Here is a 22,249-nt window from a genome sequence, read left to right on the forward strand (position 1 = left end):
AAAGACCCCTTCGCAACAATTTCTCAGTTTCTATATTGTAAGCGCTTTACATGCCGTATTATAATATATATGAAATAAGCTTTATATAACCAATTGATTATAAAATCATAAAGTTTATGGGGAGATGCTACTCTTTGAAAAAGCTGGCGCTCTACAAACAAATTCGAGAAAATATTATGCAAAAAATTAAATCAGGGCAGCTTCGCCCAACGGATCGCATCCCTTCTGAGCAAGAACTAATGGACGAATTCAGAGTAAGTAAAATAACCGTCAAGAACGCCCTAACCCTACTAGCTGACGAAGGATTAATTATACGCATACAAGGCAAAGGCTCATTCGTCTCTTCTAGTCTTGTTGTTTCTAACATCAATTTCTCTCCACCCCAAACCAGCGCGTCCTCCATGCCGCTCATCGGCTTCATCATTCCTACGATGAGAACCCGTGTCATTCAGAAGCTCGTTGACTACACAGAACATTTCCTACAAGAAGCCGGTCTCAGCATGGTACTAAGCATCACGCGCGAGTCCTCCTCTATCGAATCAAACGTCATTCATACACTAACGGAGCTCGGTGTGAAGGGGTTGATCGTTTTTCCGACAGAAGATGAGAAGTACAACGAATCATTACTGCGTCTGTCGCTCGATAAATTCCCGTGTGTGTTCATCGACCGCTATCTGCGCAACATTGAGACGTACACCATCACATCCGACAATTACGGCGGTGCGTATAAAGCTGTATCCCATTTGTTATCCAAGAGTCATCAGCAGATTGCGCTCATCTCACCTGAAAATGCCAATACAGCCGTCGAGGATCGCACGCTCGGCTTCGAGCAGGCGTACACAGATCAAGGCATCTCGATTGACAAAAGCTTGTGGTGTCACATTCCTCTCGACATTCTACGCAGCGAGCAAGCATTGGACTATGTAAGCAACTTTTTGCAGAACCACAGTGGAATTTCGGCAGCCTTCTCCTTGACCGAAGAAACAGCACGCCTTACATCGGCCGCGATCAGTCGTCTAAACGTTCACTCAAATCTCGATTTGTTGTCTTTTGATAATCCACATCTTTCAGGCGTACCTTATGTACAGCAAGATGAACAAGAAATGGCACGAACAGCGGTAAAGCTGTTACGTGAACAGATGGAAGATATTTATTCTCCTAAGAACGTCATTATTCCCGTGCAACTCATCTTCCCTTGACACGATAACCGTTGCAGCCAGGCGATTTATAAACTTGGCATATTCATTGGTTTTTCTTATGTAAATTAATAGCTTGATTAAACAGAGCGAGCGCCTTTGATTGGAGTATGTCTCCCCATAATCAAAAGCGCTCAAATTTCAAATATTCAATCCAATCCCTTTATATACCACGCATCCATCGCAGAATGTTCAGAACCTGATAATGGCTTATCCAAAAGATTAAAGCCAAATTTCTCGTACAAAATACATGCTGTTTTTAATTCTTGCTTTGTTTCTAAGTAACACTTTGCATAGTGCTTAGAAGCGAACGACAAAGCAGTTTCCATTAATTTCTTCCCCATACCGTACCCTTGTGTTTTCTCACTTAAGTATAGTTTTTGTAATTCGCAGACATTATCTGGTTCGTTAAATGGGGCTATACCGACACCGCCAACAACTTCTCCCTCTATTTCCACCACCCAGTATTGGGCATATTTTAAATGATTATAATAGTAGTGAAGGTCATTGAGTTGAGGGTCAAAATAGGCTGTGCCAGGAATTGCTAACCCAAGTTTTTTTAGTGAATCTTGTATTATTTCTTTAATTTTTGCGTTGTCCTCTTTTTTAATTTCTCGAATAATCATACAGAAACCCCTTCTACTAGTTCTTAAATTTGATATCATTTTGACTTAAAAATTTTATTAAATCGAGCCCGGAAAAGCGGGTAAAAGTCTATCCACTACGATATCCAGCCATGAAGAAAACCCCATTGAATTACTAGTTTTGATTCTGCTTATATCATGATATGTCTTCGTTCAATCCCAGCCACTGCACCGCCAACCCGAACTTGTTTGATGTCACCGCTCTCGCTCAGGTTCAATCCTACCTTGATTTCAGAAGGACAATTCATCGAATACCCTTGCCTGAACATGACATGTTCCACTTCTTTCATAGATAGCTCGCCATGTTGGTACAAATAGCAGAGTAGTGCACCGTTGGATGTTCCTGTCGCACTTTCCTCGGGAATATCGTACAGCGGAGCAAAGTTTCGACATTCCGCAGTAGCATTGTCTGGAGTATCCATCGTGAACAGATGATATCCTACTACATCGTATTTTTCGCAAATGGCAGTTATGGCGTCAAATTTTGGCTGAATCTCATTCAATAGATTCCTACTGCGGATCGGGATCAAAATATCACGTAGACCCGTCGAAACAATCTCGATAGGCAACTCGGTTTCTAGGGCTTCAGGAGCTATCCCCAAGGATGGGGCGATTTCCTCACAGGATATCTTTTCAGAAAATTGTGGTAAAGCATGTGATAAATAAACAAAACCCTCCGAGCTAATATCCACATCCAAAATCCCTGCCTTTGTTTCAATCGTATAAGAGCTTGCTGCTTTAGCCAAACCCAGCGAATGCATTAGTCCAAATGCACCAATCGTGGCGTGCCCGCACAGATCAACTTCGCTTGCGGGAGTGAAATAGCGAATTTTGTAATTGGCTAATGTGGATTTCTCTATAAAGGCCGTCTCCGAATAGCCTACCTCCTTCGCTATGAGCTGCATATCAGACGCTTCTAGCGAAAGGTCATTCTCCAAGACAACTCCTGCGGGATTACCACCATGCTCCCCTTTTGCAAACGCGTTTAACGTATACACTTCCACTTTCATGTTGCTCATCCCTTCCTTATCTTCAAAATCCATATGTAGTTCCGCACGTGTCAACCTTTCTCATATGACACAATCGTCATTGTGTAAGCTCATAGTTTAACAAGAATGTACGCCTTTTGGAATCTTTCATTCAAATGAATATCATCTTCTTCAATTAAAGACGCAGTGAGTTGTCCACATAGGAAATGCCCCGCTGATAACTCAGCAGAGCTTGAACCACCTATTTATTTTCATACAAGATACGAACTAACACCAGAACGATTTTGTGATGATAACAAGCAGAATAAAGAGTACAAGAATTGCCGCTGTAGAGGTACACATACCGTGACCAATTCCACCGACATTGTTATAATCGTATCCAACTTTACTCATTTGATTGGCCTCCTTTGAATTTCAAGGTACGTCATAACATATGCCAAATCATCACAAATGAGCGGGCATATCCCCATTCTGTTACGCCCAAACCATACTGTTTATCCAGACAACATAATTTATGTTCATGTCGGCTGCTTTCAGTCCTGCCCTGTCACCACTGAATTACTTTACGTAGTAATTTAATTGCTTTATCCATTCTACGTAATGCTGGAAGCTGTATAATAATTGACAGCAGCAAGCATATATTTATCTTACCAAAAATATAGATCGTTACCCTTAAGCTTGAAGATCGCTTCAATGAAATAATAATCACCATAGATGATAGACTGATGGTGGTTAACGCTATGGTAAGCAGCAGAGCCGTTTTGCACGATGCAGTCGCATTCTTTCCCCCAGTTCGTGCGCTGTTCATCCAGCGTGATCAACAATTTCAGGGCTGCATCCAAATACAGTTTTTTTTCATATTCGCCCACCGCCTTGGCAATCTCGATCAGTCCGCAGGCTGCTATAGCCGCTGCCGTAGAGTCCTCATATATTGGTTCCTTCGGCTGCCTGAAATCGACCGGAATGATGCCGCTCTCCGGAATATTGGCAATGAAATAGTGCGCAATCCGCTTCGCCGTATGCAAATACTCTTCCTTTCTCGTGTGATGATAACTCATCATGAAGCCATACAATCCCCACGCTTGACCTCGTGTCCAAGAAGAGCCATTCTCATATCCTTGTCCCCCGTGAGTCTGAACTACACCACCGAGGAAGGGATCAAATTCAACAATGTGATGGACCGAGCCATCCGGTCTCACGAATGTTTTCATGACGGTATCCGCATGCCGTTCTGCAATTTGCTTGAAGCGGGGATCACCCGTCTCCTTCGAAGCCCAATATAACAATGGGATGTTAAACATGCAGTCAATGATCGCCCAGCCGCGCGTGTCTCCTTCTGGCATATCATTCCAGGCACGAATGAACTCTCCAACGGGATTAAAGCGACCAGCGAGAAGATTGGCAGCATGCAGCGCCCTTTTGCGAGAGGCGGGATTTTGTGTTAACTGGTAATTCGCCACGCTCGTTGGCAGCCACATGAATCCGACATCATGATGCAGCCCGTAGAATTTTTCAAAGCTCGTATCCAGCTTATCCTCGGCCAGATTAGCATAGTTCTTATATTTCTCTTGCCCCGTAACATGGTACATCTGCCAGAGCATACCGCCCCAAAAGCCATTAGTCCACCAGTTGATACCATCCGCATCATCGCCGCTTGGGTTCTGGGTTGCTCGGTCGTCGTGAACGCCATCCAAGGTCGTATAAGGGATTTTTTGCTGCGATTTATCGCTGACCCAATCCATCTTGTCCGTTATTTTCTGAACGACCCGCTCTACCCAAACATTAGTTTTATCATCTACTAGCATCGCTTTGATCCCACCTTCTCCTGATATTAATCAATATGCTAAGCGTTCCGATCGTATTTATAATCAAAATAGTCGAAATCCGCATATCGTTTCGTTCCTTTTAAATCCTGCACACATATCCCTGCAAATGCTCCCGTGAAAGACAATTTGTCCATATACTCATCTGCCAGTACACCACTGTACAATTCAGGCCCAATCAGCTTCCACTTCTCACCATCCGACGAGTAATAAAATTGTATCTTTTCCTGGTGTATGACTGCTTTAAGGTAGCAGCTCTCCCAACCTTCGATGCTGACGATATCTTCAGACTCGTCATATACGCCTTGTTGGCTGAATATGACAGCCAGGTGTTTACCAAGATGCTCATCATGTGATATCCGCAAATAAAAATGATCCGACTCATCGTAAAATAACACCAGACCTGCCATCTGGGTAAAAGTTTCAGGCTCGAATTCAACGCAAGTCGATATCTCGCAATCCAAACTTTGCAGCCGTCTGGCTATGAGGCTCTGTCGATTCCAGGAGTATAGCGATTCCTGCCCATACAGTCGGAGATGTCCCGGCCGTTCTGAGAGTGACATCCATGTCTCATCCATGGGGATTCGCAGGGAATTCCAGTGGATACTAAGCCTCTTTCCATCAAAATGCTCTCTCTCTGGTTCCACTGGAAACGGATGTGGTGGTAGTTCTGGACTCTCCACCTCCACCTTCGGACTTCTTCCTCCACCCGCTAAGCGAAGCCAGCCGTCGTCTGTCCACACCACTTTTTGCAACGAGGTTTCACGTCCCAATGGACTGAGGCGGCTTCCATCTGGAAGCGGACGGCTACAAATATGAGCCATATACCATTCGCCATGCTGCGTTTCAACTAGGCTGCCATGTCCAGCCTTTTGAAGCGGATGATCGGGCGTTCCAACCGAAGTCAATAAAGGATATTCTGGATCTATCTCATAAGGCCCGTCGATCGTTCGGGAACGCAGCAAGGTTGCTGCGTGATTGATCCCTGTTCCTCCCTCTGCTACGAGGAGGTAATAATAACCGTTTCGTTGATATATCATCGGACCTTCCGTTACGCCAAGAGATGTTCCCTGTGTTACAAGATTGACCGGACCGATCAGCTTGCCTTTCCCCTGGTTGAATTCCTGCATGATGATCCCGGCAAACCGATTGTGGTTTTTGCGGAAATCCCATTGCATGTTGAACAGCCATTTTCGACCATCCGTATCATGGAAGAGAAAATGATCAAAGCCACTGGAATTCAAATACACCGGTTCAGACCAAGGCCCTTCAATGGCTGGCGCGGTGATGACATAGTTGTGCAGATCCTTGTACACGCCTCGTCTCCCAACCACGTTGGTGTAGCATAGGTAATACAAGCCCTCGTTATAACTTAAGGAAGGAGCCCATATCCCTCCCGAGCTCGGAATGCCCTTGAGATCAAGCAAACTTAGACGGTCAAGTGGTCTGGCTGCTGGGCGCCAATGTACTAGGTCGCGTGAATGATGAATCAGGACGCCGGGAAACCATTCGAAAGTGGAGGTTGCAATATAATAGTCATCACCTGAGCGAATGATCGATGCATCCGGGTTAAAGCCTCGTAGAATCGGGTTTTGAATCATTGTGGTCTTCTCCTTTGTCTAAAAATGCTTGCAAAGCAGCATTGAACTCATAGGGTGCCTCCATGTTGGAAAAATGGCCCGCTTCCGGCAAATTGACACAAATCGCATGAGGCATGCATTCCAGCAGCCGATCTGCAGAGTGATGTGCCCCTGGGAAATCCTTTGCTCCATTCACAACGCATACTGGACCTGGATCTTGCATCGCAGTCAGCTTAGGCAGAAGTGTTTTACCCAAAATACAATCCGGCTCGCGATGTGTGCTTTGCCAAACCTTCCAATCGCCAATCATAGTCAACAGCCTATGCTGATAACCGTTTCGGTCTTCCCCGCATCCCTCTAGTAGGCGTTCAAACCATTCCTGCTTGAAGCGCGGCACATCCGTCACTAGGGGCGTTGGAACATCCGGCTTGGGATCAGGAATTGCCCCACTGGCAACAGTCACCGACTGTACATATTCTGGGTAAAGCACCCAGAAATCGAGTGCTACAAATGATCCCAACGACAGCCCGATCAAGTGAGCGGTTTCGATATTCAGATGTTCCAGAAGTGCTCGCAAGTCCTCAGCATGCAGGAAGGGCTGTCCCTCCAGGGGCATGGAGGATTTACCATACCCTCTAAGGTCATAGCATAGAATTGAATAACGTGAAGCAAAATGATCGATCTGCGGCTCCCACATGCGTCGATCCACCGAATGGGCGTGAATGAACACCAGTGTCTCTTGGGAAGCTCTTTGAACGTAATATTGGTAATCGAGGAGAAAATCCTGATTTAGCTCCATATGGGCCGAGATCATTTGCTCCTTCTTCATACTGCAACCCCTCTTCTATCCACGGTAACTTTTGACGTGTGAGTGATTTTCAATTAGCGCGTTTAATTTATCACTGTGTTTTCTTTTCGAAGCAACTTGCCTTCTGCATCCGTTTCAACAACCTCCACTTCCAGATCAGGTGCTTCTCCACGTTTCTCCATGGCTCCTACCCGAATCGTCTGGATTCTTCCGTCTGCCATCTCCACCCTGATTTCGTCCGCCGATTGAGCTGCTGCCGAAATAATCATAGCCTGATGCTCATACGGCTCAATAACGGATATAAATCGTGCAGACGTGCCTCTGAAGCGGGAGCTCAGCAGTTTTCGCCGCGAGGATTCATCCCCCAGCGGATAATCTCCACCGATGGAGGCGACCATCCGAACGGCTTCGAAGCCCGTTAAATCGACCCGGATGAGACCTTCCTGTTCCTGAGAGTGTGGCTCTGCCGGAACCGCATGCGGGAAGGCTTTCGCTGCGATTTTGACCGGACCGCCATAATAGTCCACGCCGATGCCATTTCCGCTGTCCGTATTCTCCAGCACCAACGGCAAGTCTGCCAGGTAAATTTGTTCGCCAGCCGCATTTTCAATATACGGATCTCCCCAGAAAATCGTTTTTTTGAAGGGCTTGCTTACGCCATGTTCCCCAATGCCTTTTTCCACGCTTACAGCAAGCTCCAACGATTGAATCCCTTCGACTGTTATATCCAAATCGTCGCGTCCTAGCACCCAAGCCCCGAATTGCCCTTCAGCCAGCACATGTCCATCTCCGCGAACCTGGTAGAACAGCCTTTTGTCCACTTCCAAAAACTCCGGGTCGTTGCCGACAATAACATTTAACTGCGGTGGCCAGAGTGTGTAATGATCTATATTGAGCGGGCCATCCTCATTGTGATATGTCCGGTTGCCCCTATGATCATATTTCGGGCCAAAACCGGTTTTAAAATGCGCCTTAATGGGGCTACTCGCCTCATACCAATTACAATCGGTAATGAATTGCGCGCTGCCCAGCGGGTCAGGATCAAGCTGCTCCGTATGTGCAAAGAGTTCCATTTGCTCTGCTTCAAGCGAGACGAGCCCCTTGCAGTGGAACAGACTTTCATAATCATGCTCCATTTCGCCCGAAACATAATCGAACAGCACAACGTAATCATCGGTGACCACGGTCAACCGGCGCTGAAGCACCACCTCTGTAAAACCGGTACGGCGGGAATATTCCGGTGCATCCTCTGGTATCGGCACATACCTCCCCTCGTTCCATGCTCGCTCCCTGAACGTCTTGTCTCCGTCTACTCGCCAGCCGCCATAGGGCGGATAAGACCACTTGGCTTCACTTTCCACAGTACAAGCCTGAAAGAGCTTTCCTCCATGAAACTGCAATAGTCTGCCTTCACTTGGATCCTGCTGTTTCCGATCCACCACTACCATGTTGTGTGTAATGGAGGTTTGCACATAGAATTTGTACATGAACGTGTGGTAGTTATACCAAATATTTTCCGGGTTATAAAAGCTGCGACCATATCGCATCATGGATAGCAGGCTAACCCTGTCATAATGTCCATGAGCACCCCCGTGTGAGCCATACTTCACTACAGCCTGAATCTGTTCGTTCGCATTCCTTCCCTCCGTCTGTGAACGAAGCATAGCCACACCAGAATTGTCCGCATGTGCAGAACGAAGAAAAGGCTTGGAAGTGCTTGGCTGAAGTCCCGGAATGGCATACAGCAAATCACGATCCGCCAGGTCGCAATTCAGAAGAATATCCGCATACTCCGGCTTGCGAAACAAATAGTACGCCAGATCATATCGTGCATCCATGTAGCCCCTCGGTGAGATACCGCTCAGCTTCGTCTCCGCGGAATCATTGATGCCAAACAGGACACCGCGATAATCGGCAAAGGGTAGCAGGCTGTCCCAGAGCTGTATAATCGAGCGATAATTAAAGCGTGACGGTCCCCAGATATTTAGACTAAGTCCATCGATATCCGGTTTGTCTCCCGGTGTGACCTGGTCATGGTACTGGGCAGGAACCCATACCTCTGCAAGATTGATACCCCAAGGTCGGCAGCTTTGAGTGATTTCCGAGAAGAGTCCCGCAGCCATCAGGTTATAACCTACTGAGCATTCGTACCACCAACCGTCATCCAGGGTGCCCTTGGATAAATGATCAGTAAACCCGCCAACACCGTACAGAAAACGGTTCATGCGTTCCATATCCTGCAAGGCCTGACTGCAATAAAGCGCTCCGATCATCTCGGCCAGTGTCCAGTTGGAGATACCTCCCTCGCTTAGTGCCCAGTCGATCAGATCCATGAATAGACGAAAGGTGCATTCTATATTGCGGTGATCTTCTTCATTCAGCAAGCCAGAATCAAACATGAGATCATAGATAACAGCTACATGCTTGAAAAATTCGCCCTCATGCACCAGTTCCTGATGGCAAGCCTTTCGTGTTTTGGGATAACCGTTCTCTGGGTCAACAACGCCGCGAAGAAATGTGACCAGCTTTTCTGCCAGATCTTTTTGTTTGGTGAGTTTCCAGGCGATAACCGCATTTTCCGCTTCATGCGCATGATGACTCTCGTACAGATGCGTCCCTGTTCTAACAGGCGGCAGCACCCATTGCTGTGCACGCAGCACATACATGCCCAGCAGCTCGCTCGCCCATGCATGTTCCTGTATCTTATCCTGAACGTCTTCCCATTCCGGCTGGACCAGCTTGATATACGGGTGAGGCAACGCCCGCAACGTAATCAACTCCACACGTTCCGCCAGATCTCCGCGGCCTCCTGGAATAATCGCCAGCTTCTGTACTTCATATCCCCCTGGCGCAACATGTCCGGATACCTCGACCTGAACAGATACCTCACAGGAAGCCCCAGGTTCCAATAGGCAGAGCTCCGGATTAATCGACACCTTCATCGTTTCCCAGCCATAACGCTCCTGAGTCAATGTTAGAGCTTGCACATCTCCTGTACAATTGATAAGCTCCAGCTTATATCCTGCTACTTGTCCGGCATCTGCCGATCGCGATAGCACAGGAGCATGAACATGGATTCCGCGACTTCGGCTCAGCTTAAACTGGCGAATGGAAATCCCTGACTCTGATGCTGGTCTGATTGACTCTTCCTTCCATGTCGCAAGCAGGCGCACGGAACGGACGAATTTCCATTTGCCAGCAAAGGCCTTCATGTCATCAAATTGGTCAAATGGCACAACGACCTTATTGATGCCCGATTCCCGCCGCACCAACAAGCAATGATAGTGAACATACTCCAGTTCTTCTGGCAAGGCTCCTTTATCGCGCAGCAATCCGATTTCCACTGTTAGCTCCAGCGGCTCGGCAAGCGGAAGCTCAGCCTCTAGTTCAAGACCGTACCAATTCCGTAAATCTACGCTATATTCATTGTTGCTAACAAAGCCTGTACGGACCCAATGATTATCCAGATGTAACCCCGGCAAACGAAAAACCGTTGCCTGACCCGGCTCCAGCAGCAGCTCCTCCCCAGAAGCCGAAGCCAGCTCAGCCTCATCCGAACGTCCCCGATCCCATGCTAAAATATCTATGATCGTCTCTGTGGTGTACATTTCATTTCCCCTCATTCCTTAGCCTGATTTCCTACCGTAAAGGTAATTCCCTGCGCAAAGGCATTGATATCGAAATTCCCCTGCTCCGGCTTAAGCACAAGTTCGTCGCGAATACGCAAATTTTCAAATACAACGCCTTTAACCTGGCGCTCTGCATCAAAGCCATAAATTCGGTTGGGATTGACATTGCGACCAAGGTAGGTAATATTTCGGAACGAAATGTCTTCAATGGAATGTCCAGGCTCCGGGTTGTAATCTTTGTTCCAGATAACTCGAATATCGATTAGCTGGCCTAGCTCAAATTCCTCTACCCGAATGTTGTCATAAACCACCCGTCGAATCTTATTTTTATCACCCGCGTTGATGGCCATTGCTCCCCAATAGTTCTCCTGCAGCTCATGATGCTCCAGAATATCAATGTTCTCAAAACGGATATCCTCGATTACATCTCCGCTGAGGCGATGATCTCCATGCGTGCCCATCATTAGCGGATGCGCAACGTCCGCCCATAAAACCGAGTTGCGGACCGTTACGCGGCGTGTATCTCCATGGTAATCCCACCTTGATCCGTATACCGCGATGCAATCGTCGGAGGTACGAAGAAACACATCGTCAATCTCGATATCAGAACTTGCCATCATATCAATTCCATCGCACCAGCCCTTGCTACTGAACGATTTGAAATTGGATATGTGAACATGAGTCGACTTGCCAATGTATATGCTGTAATGCGGTGGATTAAGTAGTACAAGGCCTTCCACCATAATGTTTTTGGAGTACTTGATGCGTATTCCTCGAAAAGCCGAATACCTATGAAATGCAGACAGATCGATAATCCCCCGCCCACGAATGACGACGTTTTCAACCTGATCGCAGACGAACGAACCCACAACCACAGCCCCTCCCGCAACATACACCGTGGTATTAGAGGGAATGTGTATAATTGTTTCCTCCACATAATGAATACCTGGTGAAAAATATAGGATGTGTGGACAATGCCCACTGAGCGTATCCGGCGAGCTAGTGAGCCGTTTAATATCCTCCATCCGGTGAATACCCGGCTTGATCAAAAGTACTCCGGGATCATCCGGCAATGGCGGTAATGTCTCCAATGGATTGGCAAACAGATGCAGATTGCCAAAGCGATCACCGTTAACTTCAATGGACAGCTTGCATGGCTTACACAGCGTGAAGGATATCGTATTACCTTCGCATACCATAACAATCGCTGTAGATAACGGCCGAATAACAACCCGCTCCGGTCTGATGTTCAGACATTCCACGCGAACCTCAACCTGTCCATACATATCAAAATATGCCATTGAGGCTTGCCGAATTTGGTGCATGTCTACCTGGGTCTCGTATACAAACAGCTCTCGCCAATCTCCCTCCGGTTGACGTACCTGTACCTTGAAGTCACGGCGTTCTCTGTCAACCTCTGACTGCGGATAAACAATCAATTGATTCATGTTGTGCCCTCCTGCTCCCCAAGTCTTCTTTCATTGTATCCCTGCATTTTACTTGGAGAAATGCTGCTTTTTTGGCGTCATATGTATGGTTTTTTAGCATTTGCATGCAGTCTGTGCCTAAAGGGCAAGGATCTGTTCTTAATTCCGTTTTGTATTCTTATTGTGTATTCACTATGTTGTGCAAGAAAAAGAACCTCAGCTCCCCTTTACCACGGATGCTGAGGTCTGTTCTTTTGTTTCAATCCATTGTTTCCCCTTACGAATGTAAGCCCAGCATACGAGAGATCATAACCTTCAACAGCAGCAGAACCCTCAGGCGGATTCAGCCCGGCTTGATTGAGCTGGACGTAATCTCCAGCGCTCGTACATGCGAAGGTGGTTTTAATAGACCCCTCCTTCCAGCACTAACATTAGCCATGGCTGAAAGCAGGGGTCAATACACTGCTCTTGTCTCGAAGAAACTGCTAGGAGTTTCGTATTAAACCGGAGCCATGTGCTGCTAGGACACCTCGACATTCTCGGTGAATTCTTCGCTGCAAGCAGACATCCCCGTATCGGGAAGAAGTGCCGTTGTTGGCACGACAGCAGACTGCAGGGAGACGATGCTTTTGTTTGAGACCAGATGCTCCATCGCCAGCCGTAGTATGTGAGCAATCCGATCGATCTGCTCTTGGGTAGCGTTTTCTTCATGTTGAACATTCATAGCATCCGACACGGCCTGCTGAACTGCTGCAAAGCTCTCTACCGAATACTGGTCTTTGTCTAGATCGCTCACCTCATTCACAAGCACCCACAGCAGCGTGTGATCAACTGTTCTGCGATACAGTTCCAGCTCGGCAACATTGGCGTTTCCAGTAGGTGCGTAATACCTATAGTAAGAATATTCCGTCTCATCCGTGATTCGAGCCTGGAACCAATCTGCCTTATTCACGCCGCTAATCGTATATAGCGTACTATAATTAACGCCATCCTTTGAGCCTTGCAGCATCGCGTCATTCATTCTCCGACTAAGGTCATCTTTACCGCCGCGAGGATACCATCTCAGGTTTCCCAGCGAAGCTGATTGTCCATCTCCCAGATCGATATCAATCCAGGATGGATTCGCAATAGTGTCGGTATAAGTGCTTGTATCGCCATCAAACGCATACCAGCCATTCGTTTCCTTGGAAGCGCCTGTTCCCCATACAGATGTTGAAGCAGCCACCATAGATGGAGCAATTTCAATTCTGGCTCCAATTAAGGTTTCCAGGGGTACGACCTCCTGCTCCGCAGCCAAGAGCTGCTGAAGCAATCCTTTTTTATCCGCCCCTGGCTGCTGAAATGCCTTCTTGATCCGCTGCACCTCCTTCTGATATAGGTAGTAGCTACCTTGAGTATACCCGTCAGCAGCAACTACTCTGGATTCTAACGAATCGTATTGATAGTCTCCATACAATTCAACTTCGGACACGTTGCCAAACCAGTTTGTCGAATTAAACAGTCTCAAATAACGATAATCCCCCTCATTCAGTAGCTCACGACTGCTAATGTAAGTCCACTTCCCTTCTTCCGTTCCTGAAGCAGGTCGTGTCAAGTTTGTCCAGCTCGTTTTGTCGTTGGAGCCCTGGATAACCAAGCCGTTCATGCGTCCGGGGAAATTTGGACGAGGCATTAGCATAATGTCGCTTAGCTTGACTTTGGCATTCTCACCAAAATCGACCATATAGTAGGAGCCTGCTCCAGTAGCCAGATCACCAAAGTTAGTTAGGTTGCCGTCGAACAGCGCATAACCGACCTTTTCCTTCGGCACAGCACCCCCAATCTGATCATCCGATGCGATAACCGTAGCCAGCTTGCCAACCTGAATCCGATTCGATGAATTAACCAGATATAATATGGAATCATCTGTTGTAAAAATTGCTGGCTCAGCAGCAACGTCATCCGTTGTTTTGTAACGAATGTTGAAGGATATATTCCCGGTAACCGCAGTATCATCCATGGTTGCCATAGCCGTCCAATGGAGCTGATCGGTCGACTGGACCTGCGCCTCCTGTCCTTGAATCGTTACCTGCACATCGAGGATGGGTTCCGTGGATTGAAAGGTCACTTTTGCCTGGTCACCAATACCAATGCGGTGCTGGACAGCCTGCTCTGAACCAATCGAAACCACCTCCAATTTATTCAGAGTTTCATGCCGCTCTCCATAAATTCTGAACTCGCCCAGTTCAAGCATATTACCTACGGTTCCCCACAGTACATCCGGCTGCGGATGCAGCATCTGAATTTTAATAAAGCGATACTGCTCCTGCCGAAGGGACGGATCAACCTCCAGTATAGCCATCTCGTCGGTAAACAACGTTTCGTCTGGCGTAAGTCTCGTCCAGTTCATCCGGTCGTTTGAACCGAAAATAGCCGAACCTGCCATGCGATCCACAAAATTCATGCGGCTCTGCAAGCCAAATCGCTCTGCGGAAACTTTATAATTTGGCCCGAAATCCAGAATATGGTACAGATCTGGATTAGGCGCAAGCGAGTATACGGGATACGTATTGTTATTGCCGTCCACCAGCATGGAAATGGAGCTGCCAAAGGTAGAAGTCACGATTTTTGTGTAATCCATACTGCCGTCCAATAACGGCGGTGTAAGCAGCTCAAGGTCTGTTGTTGCTTGCTTTAGCACAAACAATTGCTCGCTAAATTGTTCATCGGTTGCTGTTTGAAGCTGTTCCAGCACTTGATTGTAAGCCTCCTGAAAGTGTCTTAGCGTTGAAGACGTGTATTTAGTTTGCTCATCGTACCTGGAGATTGCTGCTTGAATAGCCGCATTGCGATCAATCGACACAACCACATTCACGTTCTTCGTTGCTACAGTTTCGCCATCGGAGGCGACAACAACAAAGGAATATGATCCGGGCTCAGAGGTGTGCCAAGTGAAATTTCCGGTAGTGTGTTGCAGAGCTGCTTCTGATGGCGGATTTGTGATCTCATAGAAAAGGGGACCCTCTGAGCTATCCGTAGCCGAGAAATCGATCGTCAATGGTGTACCAGCTACAGTGACGATATCCATAGTATTACTACCAAGTACAAAGGACGGTGGTGTAAGTTGTTGTCCGGCCAATACATTCAAATGATCCAGGTCAACTGTGGTGCCACTGCCCGTCACCTTCAAATAGAGCAGGTTGTAGTCATTATCAAGCTGACCGTAGGTGACGTGATTGATGCCCATATCAAAGGTGATATATTTCCATTCTCCATCGGTATCCGGCAAAGTTAACGTGTGGTAAGGTCTAGAATTCTGTTCTTTGCTGAGCGTCACCGTTGCCTTGCCGTCAGTTCGGAACTTCAGGCCGATGAGACGGGCACCTGAACGATTCGCGTAAGACAGATTTTGAAAGACTAGTCTGCTGCCCTGCTCTGTAGCCTTTACTTGAACATATGAGGTATTTCCCTCCTGCTTCTTCTCTGAATTTGGATCAAAGACGGTATAACGATCCTCCAGTTCGACTAGGGCCGGATTTGGCTGTTCCTTGGGCAGCATCGATGCCCCTTCAGCAGCTGCCTCAGCCGGTAGATACAGCCAGAAGTCTCCACCACCGTCAACATTATCCCAGTTCTGTTTAAAGGAACCCTGGTGATAATAATTGGAAGGAATTCGATTCGTAAACGCTTCATAATAAAACGGTGCTTTTTCCGCCAGATCAACTCCTTTTTCGTAGGTATAATAATAATAAAGATCCCAAAAGTTGGCGGTTGTCATTCTGCCTCGATAAGAGTCCGATAATGTATGATAAATACCTTTGACGTTACCATCCTTTCCATAACTGGAGACAACGGGAATCCACGGAGTATCGTATCCGAGCATATATTGCCAAAAGAAGTTAGCTGCATCAAGAATACGATCATTTAAGAACTCATAGGGACCGACCGCATCAGCTGCCGTAGAAACAGTACCGTGCACGGGATCGACTTCGGTACCCTGTGCCAGCAGCATACGTGAAATAATGACCGCATTGGTTAGATCGCCACCGCCATGCGCTTGATCTCGCCCCATTTCCACATGTTGAATCACAGGGGGATTAACTGGTTCCCCTGTCACTGCGTTTGAATCGATTAGACGAAACAATTGCTTGACTGAGCCATTGAATCCCTGATTCTTGGCGGTTGTATTAACCGTGAACCATTCAACTGCTTCTTCATAACGATCCATATTATTCGTAAAAATATAACCCGCCATCGCTCCGAGCAGCGGATAGTTATGCTGGTTCATGAAGCGATTGTTGTCATGCAGAAAATTCTCAATAACAGGTGTAACCAGATTACTCGTAAAATCGGCCGTGTCCTTCTCCGTCCAAGCCAGTTCAGGGCTAGGGCTGTTGGTATATCGCAGTATTTCCGCTGCAGCAACCATGCGGTTAAGCGGGATACCAGTATGAATATGGGAATCGTTAAAATATACATATTTATCGGGATCCATCTGGGACCAAATTCGAATAATATGCATGGCATTGGCCCGGTAAGTCACATCACCGGTAATGTAGTACATGAGTGTCTGAGTATACGCTCTCAAGCCATCCGCTATGAATCTGGAGTTAAATCCCTGGCTGTTGAAGGCATCGCTTGCGGGCTTTGTCGGATCGGCAGAGCTTTGATTGCTGGAGATTACCGTTTTGGATGCTGAGGAAGAAACGGTCATTGCGTTATAATACGAGTACCAAGGCTCCTTTTTCGCAGATACCATCGATCTAATCGTTTCAAGTCTTGATTTGGTCAGTCCCACCCCTGGATGAGTAAATCCGTCCGTTACTGTCTCATTGATCTGAACAATATAATTCGTAGCAATCTCTCCTTCACCTGATGCTGTTATTTTTCCCGGTGGCACAATTAAACTTTGGAGCATGCCTGCAATGGCCAGTATCGTTGTGATGCGTTTCCAAAAACTGGACTTTCCTAGTTTGCTCATCGTTCCCCTCCTCTTCGGACTCACTATATTTGGTAACGCTTACAAAACTCATCATTATTGTATTTTAGCTACTCGTTGTTGTACATGTGCCTTTTTCTAGTTGCATATGCAGATTTTTTTGGAGCTCTTCCATCTCCTAGCCATTTTTTGACCATAAAAAGCCCCTCCAAGTAAGCGAGTGTGCTTTACACCCTTTTTTCACTTGGAGGGGAATATAATTCATGCAGGGCAGTCTCTTTAACTGGAAAACGCTTCAAATGATTTTCACAAAGCTAACGTCGGACTTTTCGCTCGTCCCAAATTCGGTCTGCTTCGATTAATGCATCATCGATCGACATAGTTCCGGAAAGCATGTCCTGCACAAGATCATAGAATGCATTGCGGAAGCCGGCCGGGATCTCGTCCGCTCCCCAATAATGCTCCATCCCGCGAAGCTTCAACATATCCGGATTATCCAGCCACTGCTCTACCTCTTGCATAAGCTCGGAAGACTGAATAAACGTATGCTCCTTGGTAACCGGAGTACCACCTACAGCCTGCAAATACTTCGCATACTCTTCATTACTGTAGAAAAAATGTAAAAATTGCTCGATAACCTTAGCCTTATTCGGATCGGCAGCAGCCAGAGATGTCATAGCCCAGCCTGAAGGCTGCGGCAATCCAAATATATGAACACGTCCCTGACGGTCAGGAACCGGAAAGAACCCTATCTCAAAATCAGGATCGGCTTGCTTCAACTGACTGAACATCCAGGGACCAGACATCATCATCACCGCTTTGCCTCTAACCAAATAGTCAATGGTCTGATAATCTGCAATGTTCATGAAGCCAGGAACGATGTAATCCTCGTTCCACAATACTTTCAGATCTCGAAAGGCCTCTTCAGGACCAGCATCCGTCCAGCTAACCTGACCTGCGGTTCGTTTGCGGTTCCACTCCTGATCTTTGGAATACACATGATCCAGCATAAAATGATTTGTCCAGAAGCCCATATGCCATAAGTCCTTGCCGCCGACAACAAGCGGATATATCCCCTTGGCTCGAATAATCTGGCACAGTTCAAGAAATTGTTGATACGTGGCAGGCTCATTTAGCCCCCATTCCCGAAATAACTTCTTGTTATACACAATGCCTTGAGGTACCTCCGCTTTAAGAGGAGCAGTATATATTGTTCCATTCACCTTGGGAATGTCATCAAACAGCCCGACTATACTCTTCGGCAGCTCAGCTAACAAACCTGCATCGGCAAACATCTGGGTATCTCGCATTTCCACTAGATCGGGGAATTGACCCATTGCATCAAGTAATGAAAGTTCATCTGCGTACCCCTTGGCTTGCTGTGTATGTTCAACTACCGAAATTTGCACGTTGAGATGTGATTTTTTAAAGTCATTAATGATTGTTTGAATGCCCTTGTGGTGTGCTCCGTCTCCCATGGCATAGGTAATCGTCAATTGAACAGGCTCCGCTTCAGAGCTAGGCGATGAGACAGAATCTTCCCTCGTTACAAGGCCGCAGCCTGGAATCACCATAAGCAGCAACGCAATCATGATCTTCTTCCACCAGACAAGCTTGTATTCGCAAAGGTATGACCGACGATGTTTAGTTGTGTAATCCATGTACCGTCGTTCCCTTCGATTGCCTGAATTCTTGTGGAATCTGACCATAGTGCTTGCGAAACATATCGCTGAACAAGCGGGCACTATTATATCCCACCTTTTCCGCGATTTCATAGACCATCAAATTGGAGTGCAACAGCATTTGGCGAGCATGCTTCATTCGTATCTCGGTCAAATATTGTTTATAATTTTGCCCCGTATGTTTTTTGAAAAAGGTGCTAAAGTAGGAAGGATTCATGTATATGAGCCCCGCTATCGAATCCAGCGTAATGTTCTGCGCATAATTAGCCTCAATGTATTCCTTGACTTGCTTGATCTGCCCATGTTCTTTGTTGCCCAGGCGGCTTTTCACCAACGGGTGAATATCCGCGATAAAATCACCTACATAAGCCTCTACTTCCAGCAGGGTATCGAAATCGCTGATTCGCTTAAGCAAAATACGAAAATCTTCATTATATGTCTCCAGCGAAACCCCCATGGTCTGTAATTCTTGTCGGAGCGTTATCAGCGTATCGTAAACGCAAGATATAGCTGTGTGCTTATTGCTGACTGCAGCCTGCTTGATCGCAAGCAGCAGTCGTGAAAGGGGCTCTTGGAGAGCATTCGCGTCATCTGACTCAACCAGGTGATCAAGTAGCTGTGACTGCATTTCCTCAATACGTAGCTGTGCAGCAGGTTCTGCCGGAGACGTATCATAGGGAATGACATGTCCGGGGCTTAGAAAGTAGGCCCAGTCCAAGGCTTCAAGTGCTTGTCTGAACGATGCAGCTGCTTCCTGGAGAGAGCTTACGGCTCCCCCTACACCAATCGTCATGTCTAACTTCAAATAGCTGCGAACCTGATCCCGAACTGTTTTTGACACTTGAATGGGTAAATTGCTATCATCACATAAAATGAGATAACAGAACATGTCTCCCTTGCGGAAGAATAAGCTGTTTGGGATGTTCTTCAAGCTTTCGCGCATAACATTGGTTATGGCAAAATCAATCAGCTTACGTTCTCGCTTCTGCCATCTTAACTGGTCCTGCACACTCCGGCTATAATCAGCCACGCAAACGACTGCATGTTTGTCATCGTACAGGTTCAAGGACTTCTGAAGGGCATGAACGGCCTTGTCATCACCATCGGTCAAACGATCCAGCAATTCTTCAAAGGATCTGTCTTTATTATCCCGCTCCAGATGCTGAAGCTTCTCAAGCTTGCGCTCCTCTTCCGTCTCGTCCCTGATTAAGAGTACTGCCTTTTGAATCACTTGCTTCAGCTGATTGGTATTCACGGGCTTGACCAAATAATCCAGTGCCCCATATTTCAATGCCTCCTGCGCATAATCAAACTCTTTGTGGGCGCTAATAAAGACAACCTTCGGTGTTCGCCGGGATGCCTGAACATACCTCAGTACATCGATGCCGGTTTGGCCGGGCATGCAAATGTCACTGACAATCAGATCTGGGTTGCAGCGATCAATCAACTCAATCAGTTCGTTTCCATCATAAGCTTCACCTGCAATTTCAATACCGAGCGCCTCCCAATCGATGAGCATTTTTAAGCCTCTCAGGATGACTGGCTCATCGTCAGCGAGAATCATTCGAATCGTGTTCATGCCGCACCTCCAGGTTCAGAGGAAGCAGAATCCGTACCGAGGTTCCGATATGCGGTCTGCTCTCCATGTCTAGTCCATACTGGCTTCCATATGCTGCCTTAATGCGTTCATGCACATTTTTGATACCAATGCTTTTACCCATGTTTCGATCCTGGTTTTTCAAATGAATCCGCAGGGACTCTAATTGTTCTTGCTCCATTCCTGCCCCATCATCGTATATGGTTATACTGAGAATATCGCCCTCAAGCCGTTCTATTGTGATTAATACGATTCCTTTTCCGCCCTTGGGACGAATACCGTGATGAACCGAATTTTCAACGATGGGCTGAAGAATTAGCTTAAGCACGATGGCCGAGGCCAGCTCCGGCGACTGCAGCTCGACTTGTAATGAAATACGATGGTCAAACCGAACCTCGATCAGATGAAAATAGTGACGAAGGTGCTCTAGCTCTTGTGCCAGTGTTACAGACTCTTCCCCATAATCAATAACATACTGCAGCTGGTCTGAAAGCGCGTGGATCATATCAGCTACCTTTCGATCCCCATTGGCAACTGCGCTCATGCGAATGACCTCTAGCGTATTATACAAATAATGCGGTCGAATCTGGCTTTTCAGTGCGTTCAACTCTGCCTGCTTTCGTTTGATTTCATTGATATATGCATCGTTAATGTATTCTTTGAGTCGTTCTACCATTCGGTTAAAGCCATTAGCGAGCCGTCCCATCTCATCCTTGCGGCCAACCTTCAACTCAATATCCAAATTGCCCGACTCTACTTTGATCATCTGGCGTATTAACTGCAAAATAGGTCTGGTGAACATTCGTGAAAATACCAAGCCCATCAGAAACAAAGCAGCAAAGCTTGCTAAAGCAGCCACCCAGACACTTTTTTTCGTACGGATAATCGGGGAATAAATATCCTCCTTGGACATTAACCCCACAACTTTACCTTGGATATAAGGAAGCGGCTCACTGAAAACGATCATATCTCCACGGGCTTTGACTCCGAATTCGTCAAAACGGGAACCGATTTTATCACGTCGGTTCGAATATAAAATGATACCGTTTTCATTTACGATGAAAATTTCATCTTTTTTGCCAAGTCTCGATTGCTGAAGCAAACCGTCAAACACGTTAACATCGATATCCAGAAATAAGGTTCCGTAGATTTGAACCGGATTCTGCACCCCTCGGGAGGTATCGATCCAGCTTCGTGCAAAGGTCATCACTAAATCCTGGGAATTGTAATATACCTCCATATGATATGGGAAAACAGCCAGCTTTTTGGGGTTGGTAGTAAGCGTATAGTCCCACTCTATCGGCGGATAACTGACAAAAGGATCCATTTGCTTGCTGCCTCGGGATTGCTGGTTCAGCGTTCCGTCCTCTGCTCGTACAAACAGCACATTCTGGATATTCGCGTCGCTGAACAGCACCGTTTTAATGAAATCATCCATGGCAGACGAGTTAAATCCACTCGGATACAACTCTGAGGATTCTTTCAGAAAAATGTCGTCTGGTTGTGCCTTGGTGTACATCAGATTGGAAATATCATCGTATTTTCTCAGCATGTCGTTCACGTTATTACGCATGTACACCATCATTTGTTGTATGTTGTTGACCGTGTGACGCTCGATTTGTCCGGTAAACTGGTACAGAGAGAGCATGCTTAGTACGAAGATCGGAAGAAGGCCTGCCACTAAAAAAGCAACAGAGAACTTGAAAAATAAACTCTGCGTGAAATTCGGTCGAATTTTCATGTTGCTCGCTCCCGTTACGTCAATGGTCTTGGTTTCATCATAAACCGAAAATGCATATCATAAAAGATTTTTATACGAGATTCCAATCAAGGAAGTGAAGCTGACTAACCATGAGTTTCAAAGGAGTCCGATTATCGCGTTTCCCAATGTGGACGCACATGCAGAGAACACCCGCCTGTTGGCACGGGTGTTCTATACTGCATCCGATCAAGCAA

The 22,249-nt window shown here is 46.7% G+C and carries 13 protein-coding genes; 1 reads left to right on the top strand and 12 read right to left on the bottom strand.

Annotated elements, in window-relative coordinates; genetic code table 11:
• Window positions 1–134: 134 nt before the first annotated feature.
• Window positions 135–1,199 (top strand): GntR family transcriptional regulator, encoded by a 1,065-nt coding sequence (locus V6W81_RS15445; protein WP_338539606.1) that lies wholly within the window; start codon window positions 135–137, stop codon window positions 1,197–1,199.
• A gap of 146 nt (window positions 1,200–1,345) precedes the next feature.
• On the opposite strand, the gene V6W81_RS15450 is transcribed toward V6W81_RS15445, so the two are convergent.
• The 12 genes from V6W81_RS15450 to V6W81_RS15505 form a co-directional block, all read right to left on the bottom strand.
• Entirely contained in the window at window positions 1,346–1,822 is a 477-nt protein-coding gene (locus tag V6W81_RS15450; protein ID WP_338539607.1) for a GNAT family N-acetyltransferase, read from the bottom strand.
• 149 nt (window positions 1,823–1,971) lie between these two features.
• Window positions 1,972–2,850 (bottom strand): PhzF family phenazine biosynthesis protein, encoded by an 879-nt coding sequence (locus V6W81_RS15455; RefSeq protein ID WP_338539608.1) that lies wholly within the window; start codon window positions 2,848–2,850, stop codon window positions 1,972–1,974.
• A 246-nt stretch (window positions 2,851–3,096) separates the two neighbouring features.
• Window positions 3,097–3,222 (bottom strand): sporulation protein YjcZ, encoded by a 126-nt coding sequence (locus V6W81_RS15460; protein ID WP_145047750.1) that lies wholly within the window; start codon window positions 3,220–3,222, stop codon window positions 3,097–3,099.
• A gap of 254 nt (window positions 3,223–3,476) precedes the next feature.
• A complete protein-coding gene (locus V6W81_RS15465; protein WP_338539610.1) occupies window positions 3,477–4,634 on the bottom strand; it encodes a glycosyl hydrolase family 88 in 1,158 nt (385 codons plus the stop codon).
• A 38-nt stretch (window positions 4,635–4,672) separates the two neighbouring features.
• The gene (locus V6W81_RS15470; protein ID WP_338539611.1) at window positions 4,673–6,253 is read right to left on the bottom strand and encodes a glycoside hydrolase family 43 protein; all 1,581 of its coding nucleotides are present in this window, start codon (window positions 6,251–6,253) and stop codon (window positions 4,673–4,675) included.
• Window positions 6,222–7,061: an alpha/beta fold hydrolase gene (locus tag V6W81_RS15475; RefSeq protein WP_338539612.1), complete on the bottom strand. Its 840-nt coding sequence runs from the start codon at window positions 7,059–7,061 to the stop codon at window positions 6,222–6,224. The genes V6W81_RS15470 and V6W81_RS15475 overlap by 32 nt, the downstream gene beginning before the upstream one ends.
• 62 nt (window positions 7,062–7,123) lie before the next feature.
• Entirely contained in the window at window positions 7,124–10,648 is a 3,525-nt protein-coding gene (locus V6W81_RS15480) for a hypothetical protein (protein ID WP_338539613.1), read from the bottom strand.
• A gap of 11 nt (window positions 10,649–10,659) precedes the next feature.
• Complete coding sequence (locus V6W81_RS15485) at window positions 10,660–12,117, bottom strand: glycosyl hydrolase family 28 protein (protein WP_338539614.1); 1,458 nt, start codon at window positions 12,115–12,117, stop codon at window positions 10,660–10,662.
• Between the two features lie 499 nt (window positions 12,118–12,616).
• Entirely contained in the window at window positions 12,617–17,056 is a 4,440-nt protein-coding gene (locus V6W81_RS15490; protein ID WP_338539615.1) for a hypothetical protein, read from the bottom strand.
• Between the two features lie 272 nt (window positions 17,057–17,328).
• The gene (locus tag V6W81_RS15495) at window positions 17,329–18,675 is read right to left on the bottom strand and encodes an ABC transporter substrate-binding protein (RefSeq protein WP_338539616.1); all 1,347 of its coding nucleotides are present in this window, start codon (window positions 18,673–18,675) and stop codon (window positions 17,329–17,331) included.
• The gene (locus V6W81_RS15500; RefSeq protein ID WP_338539617.1) at window positions 18,659–20,275 is read right to left on the bottom strand and encodes a response regulator; all 1,617 of its coding nucleotides are present in this window, start codon (window positions 20,273–20,275) and stop codon (window positions 18,659–18,661) included. The genes V6W81_RS15495 and V6W81_RS15500 overlap by 17 nt, the downstream gene beginning before the upstream one ends.
• A complete protein-coding gene (locus tag V6W81_RS15505) occupies window positions 20,247–22,034 on the bottom strand; it encodes a cache domain-containing sensor histidine kinase (protein ID WP_338539618.1) in 1,788 nt (595 codons plus the stop codon). The genes V6W81_RS15500 and V6W81_RS15505 overlap by 29 nt, the downstream gene beginning before the upstream one ends.
• Window positions 22,035–22,249 lie beyond the last annotated feature (215 nt).

The sequence above is a fragment of the Paenibacillus tundrae genome, assembly GCF_036884255.1.
In the GTDB taxonomy this organism is placed as follows: Bacteria; Bacillota; Bacilli; order Paenibacillales; family Paenibacillaceae; genus Paenibacillus.